Annotated in this window: 21 protein-coding genes; 13 read left to right on the forward strand and 8 right to left on the reverse strand. The window is 66.0% G+C overall.

What is annotated here, in order from left to right:
* Positions 1 to 258 precede the first annotated feature (258 nt).
* Complete coding sequence (gene mdtD, locus UB43_RS16085) at positions 259 to 1,695, forward strand: multidrug transporter subunit MdtD (protein ID WP_045212843.1); 1,437 nt, start codon at positions 259 to 261, stop codon at positions 1,693 to 1,695.
* Here mdtD and UB43_RS16090 read toward each other — a convergent pair whose 3' ends face one another.
* Both UB43_RS16090 and UB43_RS16095 read right to left on the reverse strand, forming a co-directional pair.
* Positions 1,696 to 2,208, reverse strand: coding sequence for a RimK/LysX family protein (locus UB43_RS16090; protein ID WP_045212845.1), 513 nt, complete (start codon positions 2,206 to 2,208; stop codon positions 1,696 to 1,698).
* A gap of 111 nt (positions 2,209 to 2,319) precedes the next feature.
* Positions 2,320 to 2,529, reverse strand: a complete 210-nt coding sequence (locus tag UB43_RS16095; RefSeq protein ID WP_017520182.1) for a cold-shock protein — start codon at positions 2,527 to 2,529, stop codon at positions 2,320 to 2,322.
* 321 nt (positions 2,530 to 2,850) lie between these two features.
* Here UB43_RS16095 and dbpA point away from each other — a divergent pair, with 321 nt between their 5' ends.
* Positions 2,851 to 4,227 (forward strand): ATP-dependent RNA helicase DbpA, encoded by a 1,377-nt coding sequence (gene dbpA / locus UB43_RS16100; protein WP_045212847.1) that lies wholly within the window; start codon positions 2,851 to 2,853, stop codon positions 4,225 to 4,227.
* A gap of 198 nt (positions 4,228 to 4,425) precedes the next feature.
* Positions 4,426 to 6,621: a YccS family putative transporter gene (gene yccS / locus UB43_RS16105; RefSeq protein WP_045212849.1), complete on the forward strand. Its 2,196-nt coding sequence runs from the start codon at positions 4,426 to 4,428 to the stop codon at positions 6,619 to 6,621.
* Positions 6,622 to 6,731: 110 nt separating this feature from the next.
* On the opposite strand, the gene UB43_RS16110 is transcribed toward yccS, so the two are convergent.
* From UB43_RS16110 to rpmE, 6 genes are all read right to left on the reverse strand, one after another.
* Positions 6,732 to 7,466 carry an ABC transporter substrate-binding protein gene (locus UB43_RS16110; RefSeq protein ID WP_045212851.1) on the reverse strand — a complete coding sequence of 245 codons (735 nt, stop codon included), beginning with the start codon at positions 7,464 to 7,466 and terminating at the stop codon, positions 6,732 to 6,734.
* A 62-nt stretch (positions 7,467 to 7,528) separates the two neighbouring features.
* The gene (locus UB43_RS16115; RefSeq protein ID WP_045212854.1) at positions 7,529 to 8,302 is read right to left on the reverse strand and encodes a phosphatase PAP2 family protein; all 774 of its coding nucleotides are present in this window, start codon (positions 8,300 to 8,302) and stop codon (positions 7,529 to 7,531) included.
* A 180-nt stretch (positions 8,303 to 8,482) separates the two neighbouring features.
* Entirely contained in the window at positions 8,483 to 9,751 is a 1,269-nt protein-coding gene (locus tag UB43_RS16120) for a malic enzyme-like NAD(P)-binding protein (protein WP_045212856.1), read from the reverse strand.
* Positions 9,752 to 9,854: 103 nt separating this feature from the next.
* Positions 9,855 to 11,306 (reverse strand): M48 family metalloprotease, encoded by a 1,452-nt coding sequence (locus UB43_RS16125; RefSeq protein WP_045212859.1) that lies wholly within the window; start codon positions 11,304 to 11,306, stop codon positions 9,855 to 9,857.
* Positions 11,303 to 12,055, reverse strand: coding sequence for a thermonuclease family protein (locus tag UB43_RS16130; protein WP_156160428.1), 753 nt, complete (start codon positions 12,053 to 12,055; stop codon positions 11,303 to 11,305). The genes UB43_RS16125 and UB43_RS16130 overlap by 4 nt, the downstream gene beginning before the upstream one ends.
* Positions 12,056 to 12,131: 76 nt before the next feature.
* A complete protein-coding gene (rpmE, locus tag UB43_RS16135; protein ID WP_024766509.1) occupies positions 12,132 to 12,347 on the reverse strand; it encodes a 50S ribosomal protein L31 in 216 nt (71 codons plus the stop codon).
* A gap of 175 nt (positions 12,348 to 12,522) precedes the next feature.
* Between rpmE and UB43_RS16140 the strand changes: the two genes are divergently transcribed.
* From UB43_RS16140 to UB43_RS16185, 10 genes are all read left to right on the forward strand, one after another.
* Entirely contained in the window at positions 12,523 to 14,784 is a 2,262-nt protein-coding gene (locus UB43_RS16140) for a primosomal protein N' (protein WP_156160429.1), read from the forward strand.
* A gap of 205 nt (positions 14,785 to 14,989) precedes the next feature.
* Positions 14,990 to 16,729: an arginine--tRNA ligase gene (gene argS, locus UB43_RS16145; RefSeq protein WP_045212866.1), complete on the forward strand. Its 1,740-nt coding sequence runs from the start codon at positions 14,990 to 14,992 to the stop codon at positions 16,727 to 16,729.
* A 6-nt stretch (positions 16,730 to 16,735) separates the two neighbouring features.
* Positions 16,736 to 17,548, forward strand: a complete 813-nt coding sequence (locus tag UB43_RS16150) for an SPOR domain-containing protein (RefSeq protein ID WP_045212869.1) — start codon at positions 16,736 to 16,738, stop codon at positions 17,546 to 17,548.
* Between the two features lie 134 nt (positions 17,549 to 17,682).
* A complete protein-coding gene (gene hslV / locus UB43_RS16155; protein ID WP_045212871.1) occupies positions 17,683 to 18,219 on the forward strand; it encodes an ATP-dependent protease subunit HslV in 537 nt (178 codons plus the stop codon).
* A gap of 28 nt (positions 18,220 to 18,247) precedes the next feature.
* Positions 18,248 to 19,588 (forward strand): ATP-dependent protease ATPase subunit HslU, encoded by a 1,341-nt coding sequence (gene hslU, locus UB43_RS16160; RefSeq protein WP_045212875.1) that lies wholly within the window; start codon positions 18,248 to 18,250, stop codon positions 19,586 to 19,588.
* Between the two features lie 93 nt (positions 19,589 to 19,681).
* A complete protein-coding gene (locus UB43_RS16165; protein WP_045212877.1) occupies positions 19,682 to 20,053 on the forward strand; it encodes a gamma-butyrobetaine hydroxylase-like domain-containing protein in 372 nt (123 codons plus the stop codon).
* A gap of 541 nt (positions 20,054 to 20,594) precedes the next feature.
* Entirely contained in the window at positions 20,595 to 22,274 is a 1,680-nt protein-coding gene (gene phaC / locus UB43_RS16170; RefSeq protein WP_045212879.1) for a class II poly(R)-hydroxyalkanoic acid synthase, read from the forward strand.
* On the forward strand, positions 22,271 to 23,275 hold the full coding sequence (gene phaZ, locus UB43_RS16175) for a poly(3-hydroxyalkanoate) depolymerase (RefSeq protein ID WP_256205168.1): 1,005 nt from the start codon (positions 22,271 to 22,273) through the stop codon (positions 23,273 to 23,275). Before phaC (UB43_RS16170) ends, phaZ begins: the two co-directional genes overlap by 4 nt.
* Positions 23,276 to 23,616: 341 nt before the next feature.
* The gene (gene phaC, locus UB43_RS16180) at positions 23,617 to 25,299 is read left to right on the forward strand and encodes a class II poly(R)-hydroxyalkanoic acid synthase (RefSeq protein WP_045212881.1); all 1,683 of its coding nucleotides are present in this window, start codon (positions 23,617 to 23,619) and stop codon (positions 25,297 to 25,299) included.
* A 235-nt stretch (positions 25,300 to 25,534) separates the two neighbouring features.
* Entirely contained in the window at positions 25,535 to 26,149 is a 615-nt protein-coding gene (locus UB43_RS16185) for a TetR/AcrR family transcriptional regulator (protein WP_045212883.1), read from the forward strand.
* Positions 26,150 to 26,164 lie beyond the last annotated feature (15 nt).

Here is a 26,164-nt window from a genome sequence, read left to right on the forward strand (position 1 = left end):
ATCGACCGGGAGCCGGGGCCATTGTTCCGCCCTGGGAGGCGCGACGGGGGAAAAGCACGGCGCGGTCACAGGACCGCCAATGATCGACCTCCCGAGGCAGCGACAGGGAACTCCCTCGCCAGTGGGCAACGAAAGGCCGTTCGTCCAATTCCCTGGGCTGGCGGCGAGCTAGAGTCGTCTCTCCGCTGCCGCGGCGTTTTTCCCCGCGAACGCCAAAGATTCCCTAAGCTAGAGCCATTCCCGCCCGACGGACCGACCATGAGCGAACCCTTCATCCTCACGCCCCGCGTGGCCCGCCTGCTGCCCTGGCTGGTGGCCATCGCCTTCTTCATGCAGGCCCTGGACGGCACCATCCTCAACACTGCCCTGCCGAGCATGGCCCGCTCGCTGGAAGAGGACCCGCTGCGCATGCAGGGCGTGGTGATCGCCTACCTGCTCACCGTGGCGTTGCTGATCCCTTCCTCCGGCTGGATTTCCGACCGCTTCGGCACGCGCCGGGTCTTCCTCTTCGCGATCTTCCTGTTCAGCTTCGGCTCGCTGCTCTGCGCGCTCTCGCCCAGCCTTGGCAGCCTGGTCGGCGCCCGCGTGGTGCAGGGCATCGGCGGCGCGCTGATGATGCCGGTGGGGCGCCTGGTGATCCTGCGCGTGTACCCGCGAACGGAGCTGGTGCGCATCCTCAGCTTCGTCACCATCCCCGGCCTGCTCGGTCCGCTGGCCGGCCCGACGCTGGGCGGCTGGCTGGTGGAGTATGCCAGCTGGCACTGGATCTTCCTGATCAACCTGCCGGTGGGGCTGGTCGGCTTCATCGTCGCCCTGCGCCTGATGCCGGACCTGCACGGCGTGCGTGCGACGCGCTTCGACACGATCGGCTTCCTGCTGTTCGGCGGCTCCATGGTGCTGATCACCATCGCCCTGGAAGGCCTGGGCGAATTGCGCATGCCCCATGTGCGCGTGGTCCTGCTGCTGGTGGGCGGCCTGGTGCTGCTGGCGGCGTATTGGCTGCGCGCACTGAAGATCGAGGCGCCGCTGTTCCCTCCGTCTCTGTTCCAGACGCGAACCTTCGCCGTCGGTGTGCTGGGCAACCTGTTCGCACGGCTGGGCAGCGGCTCCCTGCCCTTCCTCACGCCGCTGCTGCTACAGATCGGCCTGGGCTTCTCGCCGTCGCGGGCGGGCATGACCATGATCCCGATGGCACTGGCGGCCATGGTGATCAAGTCGCTGGCGCGACCGCTGCTGGACCTGTTCGGCTACCGCAAGCTGCTGGTGGGCAACACCCTGTTGCTCGGCGCGATGATCGCCAGCCTCGGCCTGGTCGACCAGAACACTCCCTACGCGCTGCTGCTGGTGCAGCTGGCGATACTGGGCGGGATCAACTCGCTGCAGTTCACCGCGATGAACACCCTCTCCCTGATCGACCTGCGCGACGACAACGCCAGCGCCGGCAACAGCCTGCTCTCGGTGGTCATGCAGTTGTCCATCGGCATGGGCATCGCCTGCGCGGCGGCGCTGCTGGGCGGCTTCAATGGTGACCAGGAAAGTGCGCAAGGCGACGTGCTGTCAGCTTTCCACGCGACCTACTTCAGCGTCGGCATCCTCTCGATGCTGGCGGCGGCGATCTTCTTCCAGCTCAACGCCGACGACGGCCGCACCACGCCACGCCGGGTCGAGCCCGAGCATGGCGTCGATGAGCACTGATCAGGGCTTGCAGGTAGGCGCGACGGTCTGCGTCTTCGAGGCGTCCACCGCGCCCAGGTGTTCCAGGGTGCGGCGGCCGAGCAGCACCGGGTAGTCCAGAGTCTGGCGGTCACGCAGGGTGAACTGCTCGCGATAGACCTTGCCGCCCAGGCAGACGTCCATCAGCACCACCGGGCTGCGCTCGACGCCGCTCTCGTTCTTGAACTTGAGCACACGCTCGACGCGCCGCTCGAAGGGCAGGCGCTGCTCCTTGCCGGTGGCAGGGTCGGTGAGCATCACGTCGTACTGCACCCAGCGCTCGCCGTTCTTCTTGATCCGGACGATGTTGCGCGCATCCATCACCGAGGTCTGCGCGCCGGTGTCCAGCTTGGCCTTGAGCGGCGCCTGCTCGGGCATCAGCATGAGCGTTTCCACCCAGCCCCAGGTGGTGGGCTGCGCGGGGGCGTCGGCGGCAAGGGCACTGCCCGAGAAGAGCAGGCCGGCGAGCAGCAGGCGGAAGGCGGGCGATGGCATGGATGGCGGCTCCGGAAAGTCGATGGCGGCACTATGGGCAATCAGAACATAGGCAATAAAAAACCCCGGATGTTTCCACCCGGGGTTCTTTTTGGCTGACGCCAGGGGATCTTAGATCACCTGCACGCGCTCGGCCTGCATGCCTTTCTGGCCCTGCACGACCTCGAAGCTGACTTTCTGGCCTTCGGCCAGGGTCTTGAAGCCGTTACCTTCGATAGCGCGGAAGTGTACGAACACGTCCGGGCCGCTTTCCGGGGTAATGAAGCCGTAGCCTTTGGTCTCGTTGAACCACTTGACGGTGCCGTTCTGACGATTCGACATGGTGTTCTCCTTGGAACGTATTTTTGAAATTAGCCACGAATGGCCAGGAACTGAGTTGCAAGGAGTTACAAGGAGTCGAGCAGGACGGGGTGGAATAACCGACCGCATCAGGTCACGATCGACGGCGACCCATGCAAACACAGTCCGGAAACTCTACGATAAAAATCTGCGGAAAGCGAATCTCTTGAAAAAACCGTTCATCGCCACTTGGAGAAATTCTGACGAGCGGCCTCAAACCCTTGCCATATCGGCTTCTCAGCCCTTTTGAGGGTGCTCTCCTGCTACACTGCGCGGCCATATGGATTCACCCGGGCTCCCTTCGTGACCACCTCTGCATTTTCCAGCCTCGCGCTGTCGGCCGACCTGCTGGCCAACCTCGATTCTCTCGGTTACCGCGAGATGACGCCGATCCAGGCTGCCGCCCTGCCGGCGATCCTCAAGGGCCGCGACCTGATCGCCCAGGCCAAGACCGGCAGCGGCAAGACCGCCGCCTTCGGCATCGGTCTGCTCAGCCCGCTGAATCCGCGCTACTTCGGCTGCCAGGCACTGGTGCTGTGCCCGACCCGCGAGCTGGCTGACCAGGTGGCCAAGGAAATCCGCCGCCTCGCCCGCGCCGCCGACAACATCAAGGTGCTGACCCTCTGCGGCGGCACGCCCTTCGGCCCGCAGATCGGCTCGCTGGAGCACGGCGCCCACGTGGTGGTCGGCACCCCCGGTCGCATCCAGGAACACCTGCGCCGCGGCACCCTGAAGCTCGATGGCCTGAACACCCTGGTGCTCGACGAAGCCGACCGCATGCTCGACATGGGCTTCTACGACAGCATCGCCGACATCATCGGCCAGGCCCCGGCGCGCCGGCAGACCCTGCTGTTCTCCGCCACCTACCCCGAGGGTATCGACCAGCTGGCGGCGAAGTTCCTGAAGAACCCCGAGCGCGTGGAAGTGGAAGCGCTGCACGACGACAGTCAGATCGAGCAGCACTTCTACGAGATCGATCCCAAGCAGCGCCTCGATGCCGTCGTCCGCCTGCTCCAGCATTTCCGCCCGCAATCCTGCGTCGCGTTCTGCCATACCCGCCAGCAGTGCATGGAAGTGGTCGAGCAACTCAACGCCCGCAAGATTTCCGCACTGGCCCTGCACGGTGACCTGGAGCAGCGCGAACGCGACCAGGTGCTGACCATGTTCGCCAACCGCAGCTGCAGCGTGCTGGTGGCCACCGACGTGGCCGCGCGCGGGCTGGACATCGCCGCGCTGGAAGCGGTGATCAACGTCGAACTGTCGCGCGATGCCCAGATCCACATCCATCGGATCGGCCGCAGCGGTCGTGCCGGCGAAAAGGGCCTGGCGCTGTCGCTGGTCACTCCCGCCGAAGCCAACCGCGCGCAGGCCATCGAAGACCTGCAGGGCGCGCCGCTGAACTGGGAACGCATCGACTTCCTCAAGGCCAACGACACCCCGCTGCTGCCGCCGATGACCACCCTGGCCATCGCCGGCGGGCGCAAGGACAAGCTGCGTCCCGGCGACATCCTCGGCGCGCTGACCGGCGATGCGGGCCTCAAAGGCACACAGGTCGGCAAGATCGCCATCTTCGACTTCCAGGCCTTCGTCGCCGTGGAGCGCGACATCGCCAAGCAGGCGCTGAAGCACTTCAACGAAGGCAAGATCAAGGGCCGCTCGTTCAAGGCGCGCATCCTCTGACCGGAAAGCCCCTGTAGGAGCGAGCTTGCTCGCGAACCGCACGATATCGATAACGTCGGCAAACAGTGTTCGCGAGCAAGCTCGCTCCTACAGAAAGCCCCGCGGCTCAGCCGCGTCGGTGCGTGACTCGCTCGCGATAGCCGCACGACAGTCGTTCCGCTAGTCTGAGCAGCAGACATTCGGAAGTCCCGCACGCGCATGTTTTCCTCCCCACTGCTCCAGTCTCTGCGGCGCCTCTGGGCGCTGGACAAGTTCGCCTACAGCCTGCGGGTGTTCGTCGCCCTCAGCGGGGTCATGCTCGCGTGCTGGCTGCAGGGTCGGCCGGAGCTGGTCATCCCGCTGTTCCTCGGGGTCATCGCCAGCGCCCTGGCGGAAACCGACGACCACTGGCTGGGCCGCCTGCAGGCACTGCTGGTGACCCTGGCGTGCTTCACCATCGCCTCGCTGGCGGTAGAACTGCTGTTCCCCTACCCGCCCCTGTTCGTCGCCGGGCTCGCGCTCTCGACCTTCGCCATGACCCTGCTCGGCGCCCTCGGCGAGCGCTATGCGGCGATCGCCTCGGCGACCCTGATCCTGTCGATCTACACCATGATCGGCGTCGACCAGCGCGGCGGTACGCCCACCGACTTCTGGCGCGAACCGCTGCTGCTGGTGGCTGGTGCGGGCTGGTACGGATTGCTCTCGGTGCTGTGGAACGCGCTGTTCGCCAACCAGCCGGTGCAGCAGAGCCTGGCGAAGCTGTTCCTCGAACTGGGCGAGTACCTGAAGATCAAGTCGACCCTGCTGGAGCCGCTGCGCCAGCTCGACGTCGAAGCCCAGCGCCTGGCGCTGGCGCGGCAGAACGGGCGCGTCGTGGTGGCGCTCAACCAGGCCAAGGAAACCATCCTCGCACGGTTGTCCCACGGCAGGCCGAGCCCGAAGATCAGCCGCTACCTGAAGCTCTACTTCATCGCCCAGGACGTTCACGAGCGCGCCAGCTCGTCGCACTACCCGTACAACCAGCTGGCCGAAGCCTTCTTCCACAGTGACGTGCTGTTCCGCTGCCAGCGCCTGCTCAACCAGCAGGGCAAGGCATGCAAGGCGCTGGCGAAGGCAATCCAGCTGCGCCAGCCGTTCGACTACAACGACAGCGAACTGGCCCTGGCCGACCTCAACGCCTCGCTGGAGTACCTGCGCCAGCAGGGCAACCCGGCCTGGCGCGGCCTGCTGCGCTCCCTCGGCGCGCTGGCGGCCAACCTCACCACCCTGGACCGCAAGCTCAGCGGCGCGAGCAACCCCGACATGCTCGACGACGAGCAGGACAGCACACTGCTGGACCGCTCGCCACGCTCATTCAAGGACGCGCTGGAGCGCATCCGCCTGCAGGTTTCGCCGACCTCACTGCTGTTCCGCCACGCCCTGCGCCTGTCGCTCGCACTGGCTGCCGGCTACGGCGTTCTGCACCTGATCCACCCGACCCAGGGCTACTGGATCATGCTCACCACGGTGTTCGTCTGCCAGCCGAACTACGGCGCCACGCGCATCCGCCTGGTGCAGCGGATCCTCGGCACGCTGGTCGGCCTGGTGGCCGGCTGGGCGCTGATCGACCTGTTCCCCAACCCGCTGGTCCAGTCGCTGCTGGCGGTGGTCGCCGGGGTCGCCTTCTTCGCCACGCGAAGCACCCGCTACACCCTGGCGACGGCGGCGATCACCCTGCTGGTGCTGTTCTGCTTCAACCAGGTGGGCGACGGCTACGGGCTGATCCTGCCGCGCCTGTTCGATACCCTGCTCGGCGCGCTGATCGCCGGCATCGCAGTGTTCCTGGTGCTGCCCGACTGGCACGGGCGCAGCCTGCACCGGCTGGTCGGCGGCACCCTGGCGTGCAACAGCCGCTACCTGCGGGAAATCATGCAGCAGTACGCCAACGGCAAGCGCGACGACCTCGCCTACCGCACCGCGCGGCGCAACGCGCACAACGCCGACGCGACGCTCTCCACCACACTGTCGAACATGCTGCTGGAGCCCGGCCACTTCCGGAAGGACGCGGAGATCGGCTTCCGCTTCCTGGTGCTGTCGCACACCCTGCTCAGCTACCTTTCCGCCCTCGGCGCGCACCGCAACCAGCTGCCGCCCGACGTCAACGACGACCTCATCGCCGAGGCCGCCGAGCGCCTCACCGCCAGCCTCGACGACATCGCCGCGCGGCTCAACGAGCGACGCCCGGTGGCTATCTACAGCGACGAGGAAGACGCGCTGGCCAAGCGCCTGGAAGAGTTGCCCGAGGAACAGGACGACGCCCACCGGCTGGTACAGACCCAGCTGGCACTCATTTGCCGGCAGCTCACGCCGCTGCGCACCCTGGCGGCGCACCTGCTGAAGAAGGACCTCGGAGCGGAGCAGAGCGAAGCCGCCTGACGCTTTTGCAGGATCGAGGGGGACGCCCAGTTCTGGCTCGCGAACGCATTGCACCGGAGTGAATCGGGGTTCGCGAGCAAGCTCGCTCCTGCATAGAGCCCAAAGCCCCGTCAGAGACCGTGCTCGCGCATCAGCGCGTCGTAGCTGCCGTCCTCGTGCATCTCGTGGATCGCCTTGTTGAACGCCGCGATGATCGCCGCGTGGTCGGGCACATGCCGGCCGACCAGGATGTGCAGGCCATTCTCGGTCAGCGGAACCGGCAGGAATTCCAACTGGCCCTTGAGTTCGGCGAGGTCGCCGTTGAAGTGCACGCGCGCCGTGATCTCGTCTTCCAGCGTCAGGTCCACTCGGCCGGCCTGCAGCATCAACGCCGCGTTGACGAAGCTGAACACCGGTACGCGCTGCAGTTTCGGATCGCTGTTGAACGCCTCGGAATAGGCGTACCCGCGGACCATGGCGATGCGGTAAGGATAGAGATCGGCCAGCTTGCCGAAGGTGATGGGCGAGCCCTGGCGCTTGATCAGGCGTACGCGGTTGACCAGGTAGGGCTCGGAATAGACAGCGAAGGACTCCCGCTCCGGCGAATACCACGCATCCGCCACCAGGTCGTACTCGCCGTTGGCCACGCCGTGCAGCACGCGCGGCCAGGGCACTTCGATGTACTCGCTGGCGTAACCGGCACGCTTGAGCGCCGCCTGCACCAGGTGCACCGCCACGCCGTTGCCCGGCAACTGGCGATCCGCGTAGGGCGGCCAGCGGTCCGCGGCAATGCGCAGCACTTCCCCGGCCGGCGCCGCGCTGGTCACGCACAGAAGCAGGAGGATCAGCAGCAGGCGCAGCGGCATCGCGGATGTCGTCCAGGGAGAAGCTTTCAAGACTAGACGCTGCCCACGGCGCCGCGCCAACCTCAGAACAGCATCGCCGCGCGCAGGCTCATGCCGCCGCCGGTTTCCGGCACCACGGTCACGTTGTAACGCTCACTCTCCGGACCTTCGAGGAACAGGTTGTAGGTGAAGTTGGCGAAGAAATTGCCCACGGCCATCCCCACCAGCACATCGGTGGGATAGTGCTTGTCGCCTTCCACACGCGATAGCGCGGTCAGCCCGTCGAGGGTGTAGAGCCCGGCCTTGGCGGTGTAGCGCCAGGTCGGGTCCATATCGATATAGTCCAGGTTGCGACGGGTGAAACTGGTGTGCACGGCCGTCACGGCGGTGTGCTTGGACGGGAAGGAGTCGTCGGGAATCCCGTCCGGCCGCTCGCGTCCGGACCATTCCTTGGCCTCCTCGACGAAGCCGGTCACCGCATAGCGGTCCGCCGCCAGCAAGGTCAGGTTGCGCCCGCGCCAGCTCCACTTCTCCTCGCTGCTCACGTCCTTGGGCGATGCCACCAGGCCGGTGACCACGCTCAGGCCGGTGGCGAGGTTGAGCATGCGGTCGGCGGCCTGGTTGGCGTCGCCGCCGAAGAACCAGTCATGGTTGCTCGCCGACTTCTGCCACTTGTGGTCCCAGCCGCCCGCGGCGATCACCGCCGCGCCAGCCACCGGAGCCCAGACATCAGCGCTGGTGGCGGCGCGCTGTGCCGAATCCCCCACCCGATCCCAGCTCATTTGCGGTGCCCCTGCGCAACCGATGAGCGCGGCGCTGGCCGCCAGGGTGGCGACTGCCAGCAAAGTCCGAGTCATGATGTTCCCCCATGCGCCCGGCCCGCTCCAGGGCAGCGGACGCGTCAATGCATGAGCGGGGAAGGATAGTCCGGTGCGTTCTGAAGGCTCCTGCCTTCAGTCATTAATCGGTAACTCTTCATTTCCTTCAGCGGAAAAAGAAAAACCCCGCCGAGGCGGGGTTCTTCAAATCAGACGGAATCAGCCTTTGAAGACGTCTTCCACCGACTGCAGCGGGTAGTGCTTCGGATACGGCAGGGTCGCCACGCCGGTCTCGATGGCGGCCTTGGCCACGGCGTCGGAAACGACGGTGATCAGGCGCTTGTCCATCGGCTTCGGAATGATGTACTCGCGGCCGAACTCGATCGCGCTCACGCCGTAGGCGTCGCACACGTCCTTGGGTACCGGCAGCTTGGCCAGGTCACGCAGGGCCAGGGCGGCGGCGATCTTCATTTCTTCGTTGATGCGGGTGGCGCGTACGTCCAGGGCACCGCGGAAGATGAAGGGGAAGCCCAGTACGTTGTTGACCTGGTTCGGGTAGTCCGAACGGCCGGTGGCCATGATCACGTCGTCGCGGGTGGCGTGGGCCAGTTCCGGCTTGATTTCCGGATCCGGGTTGGAGCAGGCGAAGACGATCGGGTTCGGCGCCATGCGCTTGAGGTCGTCCGGGCTCAGCAGGTTGGCGCCGGACAGGCCGACGAATACGTCGGCGCCTTCCAGGGCGTCAGCCAGGGTGCGCTTGTCGGTCTCGGTGGCGAACACGGCCTTGTACTGGTTCAGGTCGTTGCGGCCGGCGTGGATCACGCCCTGGCGGTCGATCATGTAGATGTTCTCGACCTTGCCGCCCATGCTCACCAGCAGCTTCATGCAGGAGATGGCGGCAGCGCCGGCGCCCAGGCAGACGATCTTCGCGGTTTCCAGCTTCTTGCCGGCGATTTCCAGCGCGTTGAGCATGCCGGCGGCGGTCACGATGGCGGTACCGTGCTGGTCATCGTGGAAGACCGGGATGTCGCACTGCTCGATCAGCGCGCGCTCGATCTCGAAGCACTCGGGTGCCTTGATGTCTTCCAGGTTGATGCCGCCGAAGGTGATGGAGATGCGCTTGACGGTATCGATGAAGGCCTGCGGGCTCTCGGCGTCGACTTCGATGTCGAACACGTCGACACCGGCGAAGCGCTTGAACAGGACGCCCTTGCCTTCCATGACCGGCTTGGAGGCCAGCGGGCCGAGATTGCCCAGGCCGAGAATGGCGGTGCCGTCGGAAATGACCGCGACCAGGTTGCCCTTGCCGGTGTACTTGAAGGCCAGTTCCGGATCACGCGCGATTTCGCGCACCGGCTCGGCGACGCCCGGGCTGTACGCCAGCGACAGGTCGCGGGCGGTGGCAGTCGGCTTGGTCAGCTCGACGCTCAGTTTACCGGGGCGGGGTTGGGCGTGATATTCGAGGGCAGCGGTCTTGAGATCAGACATTTGGGCACTTCCGCTTTTGTTGCTTGTTGGACAGACGGGGGTCCGAGCATACGCACAAACCCCGCACCTGCCAAGGTAGCCCAAGCCCCTGCTGTCAAGACCTCTAGCGTACGACTTTCAGCCAATCGCCCGGTTTTGGCTGGCCGGTTGGATACAAGTCATTCAATAAACGTATACGATTTATCGAGTCAGATTCCGGACCGGATTCGGCCTTCGCGAACTGCTCGACAGTCTGCCCGGATTTGACCTGAACGACGGCAATCCGGCGCGGTTGCGCAAGTTTCTGCTCGTCCGCACGCATCGGCCGGAAGCTGCGGATGACCTGCATGAAGTGATCGTCCTCGCTCTCCAGCGAGGCGCGACCTTTGACCACACCAATGAACAGGTAGGCGTGGTCCTTCTGGTAGATCACCGCCGCGCGCCGTGCCGGATTGCCGGGCACCACGCCGGTGGCGACGTCGAGGCCGCTCTGCTGGAAACTTTCTTCGTTCGATAACCGCCCGCCAGCGCCTTTTCGCAGGTATTCGGCCGGGGTCAGCTGGCCATCCCGGGGCACCAGCTTCATGCCGATGTAGGCTTGCTGGTCGGCGGTGTAGCCCACCAGGGCGGACGGCTGGTTGAGGATGCCCCAGCCCGTCGGGTAAGTCAGGGTAAAGTCCAGTTCCGAGTGATAGAACGCCTGGCCACGGCGCACACCGCTGGCGGCGGAGTCGCCGAAGGGCATGCCGTCGATGGCCTTGAGGTAGCGTTCGGCGCCCACTTCGCGTTGGCCGCTGACGGCCAGGGCCTGGGCCGGACCGATCACCTGTTTCAGGCGCTGGTCGTTGTCCGGGTGGGTGTCGAACAAGCCATGGTAGCCGACCGGCTGGGCGGCCTGGCCCTTGCGCGCCGCTTCGTCGCGGGCGAAATCTTCCTGGTTCTTCAGCACCCGCACTACCTGGATCATGGCGGTGGGGTCGTAGCCGGCGCGGGCCAGGTACTTGGCGCCGAGACCGTCGGCCTCCAGCTCCATGTCACGGCCATAGCCGCGCACGAAGGCGGTGCCGAGCACGTTGGTGAGGTCCGCCGCGGCGCCCACGCCGGTGCCGATGGCCACCGCCTGCCCGAGAATGCCCCAGGCGCTGGACTGACTCTGCTGCTTGACGCTATGCCGGGCGGTGACGTGGCCGACCTCGTGGCCGAGCACGGCGGCCAGTTCCGCCTCCGAGCCCAGATACGCCATCAACCCACGGTGGATATAGATGTAGCCGCCGGGCAGGGCGAAGGCGTTGATGTCGGGGGTGTCGATGACCGTGAAGTGATACTGCAGCTGCGGCCGGTCGCCGGCGCGTGCGACCCGCTCGCCCACCTGCTGGACGTAGGCCTGCAGTTTCGCATCCTCATAGCGCGGGTACTGCTTGGCGATTTCCTGGCTGTACTTCTGGCCCATCTCCAGCTCGCTCTGCTCGCTCATCATCACGAAGTCAGACTTGCCGGTGGCCGGGTTGGTGGCGCAACCGCCGAGGACGCCCAGGAGCGCCAGCAGCACCAAGGTTCCGAACGAGCGCAAGCTCATGGCAATACCTCCATCATCGCCGGGTCGGTTACAGGCAGCATCCAGCGCGCCTGTCCGGGTTTAACGCCACCACGCTCGGCGCGGTCGATGACCCAGCCGCGCGCTTCCACCTGTCGCCCCTTCAGGTCGCGCAGGGTTGCATCGTCGAACTGCCTCACGAGGCGCGGCTGGATACGCAGCACCAGCGGGCCGTCGAGCTCGACCCACAGGCCGCCCCGGTTGCGTTGAACCTGCTCCACCCGACCCTGTACCACCGCAAAGCCGCTGTCCTGAAGTTGCTGCGCCGTCTGCACCGGGGACTTTTTCCACAGCCCCAGCCTGGCGCGGCGCGCCTCGCGCTCGGCGGCCTGCTGGCAGACGGTAAGGTCGGTGTTGGGGGCGATAGCTACAAGGTAGCCCAGACCTTCGGCGAGCAGGCGGGATTCGAGGTTGTTGCCCTGGCCGTCAAAGGCGTGGGCCAGGGTGCGGCCGTACTTGTCCTTGCCCTGCTGGCCGGCAACCAGGCCGACCTCGCCGTCATTGGCTGCCACCAGTTGCTGCAGGCGGCGCTGGGCGGTGACCGCAAAGGCCTCTTCGGAGCGGCCATGATGGGCCAGTTCCGGGGCGTTGACGCCGATCAGGCGGACGCTGCGGCCGTCGGCCAGCTTGAGCGTGTCGCCATCCACCACCCGCGCCACGCGCACCGTTTCGGGCGACGAAGGCTTCGGGCAGGCAGCGGCGCTGGCGTCCAGGGAAAAAAGGACGGCCATAAAAAAGGCGCCCACGAGGGACGCCTTTTTCGAATTACCGTGAAAAACCATCGTGGGCCTTTCCCGGAAATCGATCTTACTTCTTGCCGCCGAACATGGCGAAGCGCTGGTTGAAGCGGTCGATACGGCCGCCGGTGTCCAGAACTTTCTGCTTACCGGTGTAGAAGGGGTGGCACTCGGAGCAGACGTCCAGGTGAATGCCCTTGCACAGGGTGGAACGGGTCTTGATCACGTTGCCACAGCTGCAGGTAGCTTCGATGTCTTCGTACGCGGGATGGATTTCCGGTTTCATGGTCTCTTCCTCTCAGTGGTGTGCCGCCACCCAGTCTCTGGCAGAAGCCGAGCCACGGTCATCGAGGACCGCGGGCGGGATCTTTTACCGGGCACCGCACGGAAATTAAGGGCGTGGATCATACCAGAGAACGCTTTCAACGCAAGATCAGGCATGACCGACCGTCGCATTGCCCATGCTACCATCCGACGCTCCCCGCCGCCCCGGAATCCGTCGCGTGCCGTCACCGTCCATCCTGCGCCTCGCCCTGCCCTCGCCGCTGCGCCGCCTGTTCGATTACCTGCCCCCGCGCGGGGTCGACGTCGCACGCCTGCAGCCCGGCGTGCGCCTGCGCGTCCCCTTCGGCCGTCGCGAGATGGTCGGCGTGCTGGTGGACAAGGTGGAAAGCTCCGACGTCCCGGCGGACAAGCTGCGCCCGGCGCTGGCCGTGCTCGATCGCGAGCCGCCGATGCCGGCGCACCTGCTGGAGCTGTGCCGCTGGACGGCGCAGTACTACCAGCACAGCCTGGGCGACACCTTCTCCTGGGCGCTGCCCAACCTGCTGCGCCAGGGCGATCCGGCCGAAGCTCGCCAGCAGCGTTTCTGGCATGCCGAACCCGGCGCCCGCGAGGAAGACCCGCGCCTGGCCCGCGCACCGCGCCAGCGCGAAACGCTGAAGATCCTCAAGCAGCATCCCCACGGTGTCGCCCACGACCTGCTCAGCCAGTTGCAGATCAACAAGGACAGCCTCGACCTGCTGCAGGAAAAGGGGCTGGTCACCCTGGAAGTGCGCGAGCACCGCGTGCCGCCGCACCACGGCCCGTGGCTGGCGCAGGCGGAACTGCCGCTGAATGCCGAACAACGCGCCGCCTTCGAGGCCGTGCGCGCCGGTTTCGGCAGCTTCCACAGCTTCCTCCTGGCCGGCGTCACCGGCAGCGGCAAGACCGAGGTCTACCTGCAACTGATCCGCGAAACCCTGGAGGCCGGCAAGCAGGCGCTGGTATTGATCCCCGAGATCAACCTCGGCCCGCAGACCCTGAGCCGCTTCGAACGGCGCTTCAACGCGCGCATCGCCCTGCTGCATTCGGCGCTGACCGACCGCGAGCGCCTCGACGCCTGGCTGGCGGCCCGCGATGGCGAGGCGGACATCATCATCGGCACCCGCTCGGCACTGTTCACCCCGCTGAAGAATCCGGGGCTGATCATCATCGACGAGGAGCACGACGCTTCCTATAAACAGCAGGAAGGCCTGCGCTACCACGCCCGCGACCTGGCCATGGTGCGCGCGCGGCTGGAGAACGTGCCGATCCTGCTGGGCTCCGCCACGCCGGCGCTGGAAAGCCTGCACAACGCCCAGAGCGGCCGCTACGGCCTGCTGCGCCTGACCCAGCGGGCCGGCGGCGCGCACCAGCCCAAGTTCCACCGCCTGGACGTGAAGAGCCTGCCGCTGGATTCGGGCATCTCCATGCCGCTGCAGCGTTCGATCAAGGAAACCCTGGCCGCCGGCCAGCAGGTGCTGGTCTACCTGAACCGCCGCGGCTTCGCCCCGACCCTGCTGTGCCACGACTGCGGCTGGATCAGCCAGTGCCCGCGCTGCGATGCGCGCATGACGGTGCACCAGGGCAGCGGCGAACTGCGCTGTCACCACTGCGACCACCGCGAGCGACCGCCGCGCAATTGCCCGAAATGCGGCACCGTGGACCTGCGCCCGGTCGGCGCCGGCACCGAGCGCGCCGAGGAGCGCCTACGCATCCTCTTCCCGGACTACCCGGTGCTGCGCATCGACCGCGACAGCACCTCGCGCAAGCACGCCATGCGCGACCTGTTCGCCACCATCAACAAGGGCGAGCCGTGCATCCTGGTGGGCACGCAGATGCTCGCCAAGGGGCACCACTTCCCGCGGGTCACCCTGGTGGCGATCCTCGACGCCGATGGCGGGCTGTTCTCCGCCGACTTCCGTGCCAGCGAGCGCATGGCCCAGCAGATCGTCCAGGTCGCCGGCCGCGCCGGGCGCGCCGAGGAACCGGGCCGCGTGCTGATCCAGACCCATCTGGCCGACCACCCGCTGCTGGTACAACTCACCGAGCAGGGTTACTTCGCCTTCGCCGAGCAGGCCCTCACCGAGCGCCGCTCCGCCGGTCTGCCGCCCTTCTCGCACCTGGCGCTGCTACGCGCCGAGGCGCACAAGCCGGGGCAGGCCGAAGGTTTCCTCGACGAAGCCTGCGCCGAGGCCGAGCGCCTGCAGGCCACCCTCGGCCACGACGTCGACCTCCTCGGCCCGGTGCCGGCGCCCATGGAACGCCGCGCCGGCCGCTACCGCGCGCAACTGCTGCTGATGAGCACCGCCCGCGCACCACTGCACCGTCTTCTCACCCCATGGCTGCAAACGCTCGAGGGCATGCCCAGCGGGCGCCAGGTACGCTGGTCGCTGGATGTCGACCCGATCGATCTGTTCTGACGACCTTCTTTTATTCCCAAGAACCCGTCCGCCGCGCCGGAACCGTCCTACATTGACTTCCATCAGCCGCGACGGACGGCGCAGCGGCGAGACTGAACTCGGAGCGCTCCGCGGTTGGCAAGCCATGCCCAGCCACGGATAATGCGCGGTTCTGAGCCCGATAACCGGTCGCGCGCGCCGGATGCACGCGAGCACGGAGAAAACCATGAAAGACACGATTCGCCACCTGATCCAGCAAGCCCTTGTCAGCCTCACCGAAGACGGCACCCTGCCGGCCGGCCTGACGCCCGACATCCAGGTGGAGAACACCAAGGACCGAACCCACGGTGACTTCGCCAGCAACATCGCCATGATGCTGGCCAAGCCGGCCGGCATGAAGCCGCGCGACCTGGCCACCAAGCTGGTCGCGGCGCTGCCGCAGAGCCCGGAAGTGGCCAAGGTCGAGATCGCCGGCCCCGGCTTCCTGAACTTCTTCCAGGACCAGGCCTGGCTCGCCGCCAGCCTCGACAAGGCCCTGGCCGATGGCCACATCGGCGTACGCAAGGCCGGCCTCGCGCAGCGCGTGGTGGTGGACCTGTCCTCGCCGAACCTGGCCAAGGAAATGCACGTCGGCCACCTGCGCTCGACCATCATCGGCGACGCCGTCAGCCGCGTGCTGGAATTCCTCGGCGATACCGTGATCCGCCAGAACCACGTGGGCGACTGGGGTACCCAGTTCGGCATGCTGCTGGCCTACCTGGAAGAACAACCGGTGGACGCCCAGGCCGAACTGCACGACCTGGAAGTCTTCTACCGCGCCGCCAAGAAGCGCTTCGACGAATCCCCCGAGTTCGCCGACCGCGCCCGTGAGCTGGTGGTGAAGCTGCAGGCCAACGATCCCAAGTGCATCGCCCTGTGGACCCGCTTCAACGACATTTCCCTGTCGCACTGCCAGAAGGTCTACGACCTGCTGGGCGTTAAGCTGACCATGGCCGACGTGAAGGGCGAGAGCGCCTACAACGACGACCTCGCCCAGGTGGTCGCCGACCTCACGGCCAAGGGCCTGCTGGTCGAGAGCGACGGCGCCCTGTGCGTGTTCCTCGATGAATTCAAGAACGCCGAAGGCGAGCCGCTGCCGGTGATCGTGCAGAAGGCCGGCGGCGGCTACCTCTATGCCACCACCGACCTCGCCGCCATGCGCTACCGCCACAAGGTGCTGCACGCCGACCGCGTGCTGTACTTCGTCGACCAGCGCCAGGCCCTGCACTTCCAGCAGGTGTTCGAAGTGGCCCGCCGCGCCGGTTTCGTCCCGGCCAGCATGGACCTGGAGCACATGGGCTTCGGCACCATGAACGGCGCCGACGGCAAGCCGTTCAAGACTCGCGACGGCGGCACCGTGAAGCTGATCGACCTGCTGATCGAAGCCGAGGAGCGCGCCTACACCCTGGTGAAAGGCAAGAACCCCGACTTCAGCGAGCAGGACCTGCGCCAGATCGCCCACGCCGTGGGTATCGGCGCGGTGAAGTACGCCGACCTGTCCAAGCACCGCACCAGCGACTACAGCTTCAACTTCGACCTGATGCTGAGCTTCGAGGGCAACACCGCGCCGTACCTGCTGTATGCGTACACCCGCGTGGCGAGCATCTTCCGCAAGCTGGGCAAGGGCTACGACGAAGTGGGCGGCAAGATCGTCCTGCAGCAACCGCAGGAAATCGCCCTGGCCGCCCAGCTGGCGCAGTTCACCGACCTGCTCAACAACGTCGCCGTGAAGGGTGTCCCGCACATCCTCTGCGCCTACCTGTACGAGCTGGCCGGCCTGTTCTCCAGCTTCTACGAGCACTGCCCGATCCTCACGGCCGAAGACCCGGCGCAACAGGAAAGCCGCCTGCGCCTCGCCGCGCTGACCGGCCGTACCCTCAAGCAGGGCCTGGAGCTGCTGGGCCTGGAAACCCTGGAGCGCATGTAAGCACCCATGGCGAAGAAGAAACCCGCTCCCAAGCGCGGCGCCAGCCGCTACCAGGCCCCGGCCAAGAAGACGTCGGTCCCCGGCTGGGTCTGGCTGGTCGCCGGCCTGGCCATCGGCGGCTTCATCATGTTCCTGATGAAGCTGGAGCCGGGTCGCAACGACGTCAAACGCGAGAAGCCGGAGGCGCCCAAGACCGTGGTCGGCTCCAGCAAGCCCTCCGGCACCGTGCAGCCGCAACAGCCGGCCGCCCCCACCGGGGTCAAGCCCAAGTACGACTTCTACACCCTGCTGCCGGGCTCGGAAGTCGCCGTGCCGCCAGAGGCCGTGCCACCGCCGGCCAAGCCACAGCCGCCGGCGACCGTGGTCGCGACCAAGGAAGAAGCCGAGAAGATCGACACCCAGCGCGCCCTGGCGGCGCTGAGCGGGCAGAATCCGCCGCCACCGGCGGTGGTCAAGCCGGCAACGCCCGCCACGCCGCCCGCGACCCAGGTCGCCAGCGCGCAGAAGCAGGCATTGCCGCAGGCTCCGGCCAGCGATACGGCGCCAGCCAAGCCGACACCGCCGCCGGCCGTCGCCGCCACGCAGTACTACCTGCAGGCCGGCTCGTTCCGTAAGCAGACCGACGCCGACCACCTGCGCGCGCAGATCATCATGATGGGCCAGAACGCCCGCGTGGAGTCCGGCACGGTGCGCGACGAAACCTGGTACCGCGTCATGGTCGGCCCCTACGGCGACCGCGCCAAGGCCTCCGCCGCGCAGAAGCAACTGGCCGGCAACGGCTTCAGCAACCTGCTGTTACAGCAGCGCCAGACCCGCTGATTCCAAGGCCTGCACCGACGAGTGGCGCGCGAAATGCGCGTTGCTCGTCCGGTGCAGGACTTGAACCCCGCCTTCCTAGTCCCCATCTGACTCTGCATTCGGGCACATCGCCCCGCTAGTGTGGAGTAAGACCCTTGACCACCATCGTATCTGTCCGCCGTAACGGCAAAGTCGTCATGGGCGGCGACGGCCAGGTTTCCCTGGGCAACACCGTGATGAAAGGCAACGCGAAGAAAGTCCGTCGCCTGTACCACGGTGAAGTACTGGCCGGCTTCGCCGGCGCCACCGCCGATGCCTTCACCCTCTTCGAACGCTTCGAGCAGCAGCTGGAAAAACACCAGGGCCACCTGGTGCGCGCCGCTGTCGAGCTGGCCAAGGACTGGCGTACCGACCGCTCCCTGAGCCGCCTGGAAGCCATGCTGGCCGTGGCCAACAAGGACGCATCCCTGATCATCACCGGCAACGGTGACGTGGTCGAACCCGAGCACGGCCTGATCGCCATGGGTTCGGGCGGCGGCTTCGCCCAGGCGGCCGCCATGGCGCTGCTGCAGAAAGGCAGCGACGAGATGAGCGCCCGCGAAATCGCCGAGACCGCCCTGAACATCGCCGGCTCGATCTGCGTGTTCACCAACCAGAACCTGACCCTTGAGGAGCTCGACAGCGCCGTCTGAGCGCTGTCGTTCCGGAGTAGCCCGTCAAATGTCCATGACTCCCCGCGAGATCGTCCACGAACTCAACCGCCACATCATCGGCCAGGACGACGCCAAGCGCGCCGTCGCCATCGCCCTGCGCAACCGCTGGCGGCGCATGCAGCTGCCGGCCGAACTGCGCGCCGAGGTGACGCCCAAGAACATCCTGATGATCGGCCCGACCGGCGTCGGCAAGACCGAGATCGCCCGCCGCCTGGCCAAGCTGGCCAACGCGCCGTTCATCAAGGTGGAAGCGACCAAGTTCACCGAAGTCGGCTACGTCGGCCGTGACGTCGAGTCGATCATCCGCGATCTCGCCGATGCCGCGATCAAGATGCTCCGCGAACAGGAAGTGCAGAAGGTCAAGTACCGCGCCGAGGACGCTGCCGAAGAGCGCATCCTCGACGCCCTGCTGCCGCCGGCGCGCACCACCGGCTTCGGCGACGAGCCGGCACGCGAGGACTCCAACACCCGCCAGCTGTTCCGCAAGCGCCTGCGCGAAGGCCAGCTGGACGACAAGGAAATCGACATCGAGGTCGCCGACATCCCCTCGGGCGTGGAAATCATGGCCCCGCCCGGCATGGAGGAGATGACCAACCAGCTGCAGAGCCTCTTCTCCAACATGGGCAAGGGCAAGCGCAAGTCCCGCAAGCTGAAGGTCGCCGAGGCGATGAAGCTGATCCGCGACGAGGAAGCCCAGCGCCTGGTCAACGAAGAAGACCTCAAGGCCCGCGCCCTGGAAGCGGTCGAGCAGAACGGCATCGTCTTCATCGACGAGATCGACAAGATCGCCAAGCGCGGCAACGTCGGCGGCGCCGATGTGTCCCGCGAAGGCGTACAGCGCGACCTGCTGCCGCTGATCGAGGGCTGCACCGTGAACACCAAGCTGGGCATGGTGAAGACCGACCACATCCTGTTCATCGCCTCGGGCGCGTTCCACCTGTCCAAGCCCAGCGACCTGGTGCCGGAACTGCAGGGCCGCCTGCCGATCCGCGTCGAGCTGAAAGCCCTGAGCCCGAGCGACTTCGAGCGTATCCTCAGCGAGCCGCACGCTTCGCTGACCGAGCAGTACACCGCGCTGCTGAAGACCGAAGGGCTGGACATCGAGTTCGCCGCCGACGGTATCAAGCGCCTCGCGGAGATCGCCTTCCAGGTCAACGAGAAGACCGAGAACATCGGTGCCCGTCGCCTGCATACCCTGCTTGAGCGCCTGCTCGAAGAGGTGTCCTTCGATGCCGCGGACCTGGCCAGCGAGCACAGCGACAAGGCCATCGTGATCGACGCGGCCTACGTCAATGGCCACCTGGGTGAGCTGGCCCAGGACGAAGACCTGTCGCGCTACATCCTGTAAGCGGATCACTGCGACAGCGACGGGGCGCCTCAGGGCGCCCCGTTGGTTTTCCGCCGGCGCTACAATGCCGGTATCGCCGTCCAGGAGCCGTCCATGCGTATCCCAACCGCCATCAAGCTGCACAAGGCCTCGAAGAAGCTCTCGCTGACCTATGGCGACCAGTCCTACGACCTGCCTGCCGAGTTCCTGCGCGTGCATTCGCCATCGGCGGAAGTCCAGGGCCACGGCAACCCGGTGCTGCAAGTGGGCAAGCTGAATGTCGCCCTGAGCAACCTGGAGCCGGCCGGGCAGTACGCGCTGAAGCTGACCTTCGACGACGGCCACGACAGCGGCCTGTTCACCTGGGACTACCTCTATGAGCTGTGCATGCGCCAGGACGAGATGTGGGCCGATTACCTGGCGCAGCTGGAGAAGGCCGGCAAGTCGCGCGACCCGTCGGAGTCCGTGGTCAAGCTGATGCTGTAGGTTCCCCTGTAGGAGCGAGGGGGACGCCTAGTTCTTGCTCGCGAACCATTCCAACGCCTGCGCTGCCGGAAAATTCGTTCGCGAGCAAGCTCGCTCCTACAAAAGCCCCAACGCTGCTCCTACAACTCGTTCGATCTTTCCTCCCCGCCTCCCTCTTCGCACCAACCTTCGTCGGGCAATCGCTCCAGGGCACGCCATTTGCAACATTCCCATTGCAGACTGCTGCGTGCAGGGTGATGACCAAGGGTTTGGCGAGATGCCCCCGCTCTAGGGCGCGTTTTCTAACTTTTCCCGACATACTCCTAGGAGTTGGCCCACGCTGCACCAGCTTGCGCGGCGAAGGAAACTCGGGTAACCAAGGCAGTGCAATGTACGGAACTACAGTGCACAAAGCGTGGTTTCCTGACCTTCCAGTGATGCCGCCAAGTAGATGAATCGCGTGGAGCCCTCTCCACGTTCCGCAACCCCGAGAAGTACTTGGCCCTACGTCACGAAAGGTGAGCCCCGCCAGTATGTGTCTCAGGACAATGGAGCGTCGCCGATGACCCAGAAGAACAACAGCGATCTACCCCAGCAAGCCGCGGAAAACACCCTGAATCTCAGCCCGGTGATCGGCATTCAGGGCAAGGACCTGCTCACCTCTGCCCGCATGGTGCTGCTGCAAGCGGTCAAGCAGCCGTTCCACAGCGCCAAGCACGTGGCCCATTTCGGCCTCGAACTGAAGAACGTGCTGCTCGGCAAGTCCGACCTCAAGCCCTCGGACGACGACCGCCGCTTCAACGACCCGGCCTGGAGCCAGAACCCGCTCTACCGCCGCTACCTGCAGACCTACCTGGCCTGGCGCAAGGAGCTGCACACCTGGATCGGCGACAGCGACCTGTCCAGCCAGGACATCAGCCGCGGGCAGTTCGTCATCAACCTGATGACCGAGGCCATGGCGCCGACCAACACGCTGTCCAACCCGGCAGCGGTCAAACGCTTCTTCGAGACCGGCGGCAAAAGCCTGCTCGACGGTCTTACCCATCTGGCCAAGGACCTGGTGAACAACGGCGGCATGCCCAGCCAGGTCAACATGGAAGCCTTCGAGGTCGGCAAGAACCTGGCCCTGACCGAAGGCGCGGTGGTGTTCCGCAACGACGTGCTGGAGCTGATCCAGTACAAGCCGATCACCGAGAGCGTGCATGAGCGCCCGCTGCTGGTGGTGCCGCCGCAGATCAACAAGTTCTACGTCTTCGACCTGTCGCCGGAGAAGAGCCTGGCGCGGTTCTGCCTGCGCAACCAGGTGCAGACCTTCATCGTCAGCTGGCGCAACCCGACCAAGGCGCAGCGCGAGTGGGGCCTGACCACCTACATCGAGGCGCTGAAAGAGGCCATCGACGCGGTCCTGTCCATCACTGGCGCCAAGGACCTGAACATGCTCGGCGCCTGCTCCGGCGGCATCACCAATGTCACCCTGCTCGGCCACTACGCAGCCCTGGGAGAGAAGAAGGTCCACGCCTTCACCCAGATGGTCAGCGTGCTGGACTTCGAGATGAACACCCAGATCGCCCTGTTCGCCGACGAGAAGACCCTGGAAGCCGCCAAGCGCCGCTCGTACCAGTCCGGCGTGCTCGAAGGCAAGGACATGGCCAAGGTGTTCGCCTGGATGCGCCCCAACGACCTGATCTGGAACTACTGGGTCAACAACTACCTGCTGGGCAACGAGCCGCCGGCCTTCGACATCCTGTTCTGGAACAACGACACCACGCGCCTGCCGGCCGCGCTGCACGGCGAGCTGGTGGAGATGTTCAAGACCAACCCGCTGACCCGCGCAGGCGCCCTGGAGGTCTCCGGCACGGCCATCGACCTCAAGCAGATCACCTGCGACTTCTACTGCGTGGCCGGCCTGTCCGACCACATCACGCCGTGGGAAGCCTGCTACCGCTCCGCGCGCCTGCTGGGCGGCAAGTGTGAATTCATCCTGTCCAACAGCGGCCACATCCAGAGCATCCTCAACCCGCCAGGCAATCCCAAGGCCCGCTTCATGACCGGCCCTGAACTCTCGGCCGATCCGAAGGCCTGGCAGGAAAACGCCAGCAAGCACGCCGATTCCTGGTGGCTGCACTGGCAGAACTGGCTCGCCGAGCGCTCGGGCAAGACGCGCAAGGCACCGACCGCCCTGGGCAACAAGGCCCACCCGGCCGGCGAAGCCGCCCCTGGAACCTACGTACACGAACGATGAAAACAGAACTCCTCCCGCAAGCCGGCGCCGTGGACGACGCCATCACCCCAGAATCGTCGCCGGCCGTGGAAGTGGCCGCGCCGACGAGCCGGCGCGCACGCAGCAAACGCAGCGACGAGGAGATCCTGCCGAGCAAGGCGCCGACGGCGCAGCCCTTCGAGTTCCGCACCATCGAGCTCGACGGGCAGACCATCCGCACCGCCGTGCGTCCGGGCAAGCGGCACATGACACCGTTGCTGATCTTCAACGGCATCGGCGCCAACCTGGAGCTGGTCTTCCCCTTCGTCGCCGCGCTGGACCCGGACCTGGAGGTGATCGCCTTCGATGTCCCCGGCGTCGGCGGCTCGTCCACGCCCAGCACGCCATACCGCTTCCCCGGCCTGGCGAAGCTGGCCGCGCGGATGCTCGACTACCTGGACTACGGCCAGGTGACGGCAATCGGCGTGTCCTGGGGTGGCGCCCTGGCGCAGCAGTTCGCCCATGACTACCCCGAGCGCTGCAAGAAGCTGATCCTCGCCGCCACCGCCGCCGGTGCAGTGATGGTGCCGGGCAAGCCGGCGGTGCTCTGGCGCATGGCCAGCCCGCGCCGCTACATCCAGCCCTCCTACGGCGTGCACATCGCTCCGGACATCTACGGCGGCGCCTTCCGCCGCGATCCGAAGCTGGCCATGGCCTTTGCCAGCAAGGTGCGTTCGTCCGGCAAGATGGGCTACTACTGGCAGCTGTTCGCCGGCCTTGGCTGGACCAGCATCCACTGGCTGCACAAGATCCGTCAGCCGACGCTGATCCTCGCCGGCGACGACGATCCGATCATCCCGCTGATCAACATGCGCATGATCGCCTGGCGCATCCCCAACTCCGAGTTGCACGTGATCGACGACGGCCACCTGTTCCTGGTGACCCGCGCGGAAACCGTGGCTCCGATCATCATGAAATTCCTCCAGGAGGAACGGCAGCGCGCGATCATCCACCCCCGGCCTTTCGCTCCGAAAGCCAGCTGAGTCCAGCCCAAGCATCACAGCTTCGTCATGGTTCGAGGTCATCCTGCCTTGACTGATCGCTGCGCAGGCACTTTTTTTAAGGAGCCGAACAACAAACAGGCGTGTTCACGGGTATCGACACGTAGCGCCTGAATTGGGAGAACGCTGCCGCCACCTTCACCGGTGTCCGCAGGGCAACCCGGCTGCTGATCCGCTGCCCTGTTTTCGGGCAGTTTCCTCTCGCGTCGATACCCGTGCACATCCCTCGAACCGGCGACAGGCGTCTGGAACGGGCCATTCCCGATTCTGGTACAGCCCTTGCGTCGCCATTGGCAGGTCGGACCCTTCATGGAGTGCTGTTCATGCGAGAGAAAGCTGAGCCTGGTAGCGTCCCCGTTCCTTCCCAACACATGAATGCGCAGAGTGCGATGCTCGGCCTGCGCGGCAAGGACATGCTGTCCACCCTGCGCATGCTGGCGCTGCAGGGCGTGCGCCAGCCGATGCATTCGGCGCGGCACCTGGCGGCCTTCGGCAAGCAGGTGGGCAAGGTGCTGATCGGCGACTCGCCGCTGCAGCCCAATCCGCAGGACGCGCGGTTCCAGGATCCGTCCTGGCGCCTGAACCCCTTCTACCGGCGCACCGTGCAAGCCTACCTGGCCTGGCAGAAGCAACTGCTGGCCTGGGTCGACGAGAGCGACCTGAACAGCGACGACCGCGCCCGCGCGCGTTTCCTCTTGTCGATCCTCTCCGACGCCGCCTCGCCATCGAACACGCTGCTCAACCCTCTGGCGGTGAAAGAGCTGTTCAACACTGGCGGACAGAGCCTGCTCAAGGGCGCGCAGCACCTGCTCGACGACCTGATGCACAACGGCGGCATGCCCAGCCAGGTCAACCGCAGTGCCTTCGAGATCGGCCAGAACCTGGCCACCACGCATGGCGCCGTGGTGTTCCGCAACGAGGTGCTGGAGCTGATCCAGTACAAGCCAATGGGCGAACATCTGCATGCCAAGCCGCTGCTGATCGTGCCGCCGCAGATCAACAAGTTCTACATCTTCGACCTGTCGCCGGAGAAGAGCTTCGTCCAGTACGCCCTGAAGAATAACCTGCAGGTATTCATGGTCAGCTGGCGCAACCCCGATGCGCGTCATCGCGAATGGGGGCTGTCGACCTACGTCACGGCACTGGATGAAGCCATCGAGGCGTGCCGTTCCATCAGCGGTAGCCGCAGCGTGAACCTGATGGGCGCCTGCTCCGGCGGCCTGACCATCGCGGCCCTGCAGGGCCACCTGCAGGCGCGCCGGCAACTGCGCAAGATCGCCAGCGCGACCTACCTGGTCAGCCTGCTGGACAGCCAGGTGGAAACGCCCGCTGCGCTGTTCGCCGACGAGCAGACCCTGGAGAGCAGCAAGCGTCGCTCCTACCAGCACGGCGTTCTCGACGGCCGCGACATGGCCAAGGTGTTCGCCTGGATGCGCCCCAACGACCTGATCTGGAACTACTGGGTCAACAACTACCTGCTGGGCAAGCAGCCGCCGGCCTTCGACATCCTCTACTGGAACAACGACAACACCCGCCTGCCCGCCGCACTGCACGGCGACTTCCTCGACTTCTTCAAGCACAACCCGCTGGCCCGCCCCGGCGCCATGGAGGTCAACGGCAGCGCCATCGACCTGAAGAAAGTGGCGGTGGACAACTTCCACGTCGCCGGCATCACCGACCACATCACTCCATGGGACGCGGTGTACCGCTCCGCGCAACTGCTGGGCGGCGACAGCCGCTTCGTGCTGTCCAACAGCGGGCACATCCAGAGCATCCTCAACCCGCCGGGCAACCCCAAGGCCTGCTACTTCGAGAACGGCAAGATCAGCTCAGACCCACGCGCCTGGTACTACGACACCAAGCGCCAGGAAGGCAGCTGGTGGCCCTTGTGGCTGGAGTGGATCCAGGAACGCTCCGGCGAACGCCGCCCGGTGAACTTCGAACTGGGCAACGCCGAGCACCCGCCCAGGGAGGCCGCGCCGGGGACGTACGTGCACGTGCGCTGATCGCGGCAACCCGATACAGGTTGCCCGCCCCGTCCGCACCACTGGCACCGTGCTGATTTTCGTAGGAGCGAGCTTGCTCGCGAATTGCTTGATGCCGCGTGCATCCGACGAGGTTCGCGAGCAAGCTCGCTCCTACAGGTCAGTCAACACCCCGAAAGTTGGTGTGCCGGCAATTGCGGGCCGCCGCTCATCGAAGCTATCGTCGGCCCTCACTGCGGCTGGAACCTGAACACGGATGAAAACGCGCGACCGGATTCTCGAATGCGCCCTGCAGCTGTTCAACGAGCAGGGCGAGCCCAACGTGTCCACCCTGGAGATCGCCACCGAGCTGGGCATCAGCCCCGGCAATCTCTATTACCACTTCCACGGCAAGGAGCCGCTGGTGCTGGCGCTGTTCGAGCGCTTCCAGGACGAACTGGCGCCACTGCTCGACCCGCCGGAAGACGTGCGACTGGGCGCCGAGGACTACTGGCTGTTCCTGCACCTGATCGTCGAACGCCTGGCGCACTACCGCTTTCTCTTCCAGGACCTCTCCAACCTTTCCGGCAAGCTGCCCAAGCTGGCCCGTGGCGTGCGGGCCTGGCTCAACCAGCTCAAGCGCACCCTGGCCACCCTGCTGGCGCAGCTCAAGGCGCAGGACGAGCTCGCCAGCGACACCGAAGCCCTCGGCCAACTGGTGGAGCAGATCACCCTCACGCTGCTGTTCTCCCTCGACTACCAGCGCATCCTCGGCCACGGGGGCGACGTCCGCCAGGTGGTGTTCCAGGTGATGATGCTGGTGGCGCCGCACCTGCGCCCGGAATCGCAGCTGATCGCCGAGCGACTCGCCAAACGCTACCTCGCCCCCTGACCTTTCCCTGCGAGC

The sequence above is a fragment of the Pseudomonas sp. 21 genome (assembly GCF_000955805.1).
In the GTDB taxonomy this organism is placed as follows: Bacteria; Pseudomonadota; Gammaproteobacteria; order Pseudomonadales; family Pseudomonadaceae; genus Pseudomonas.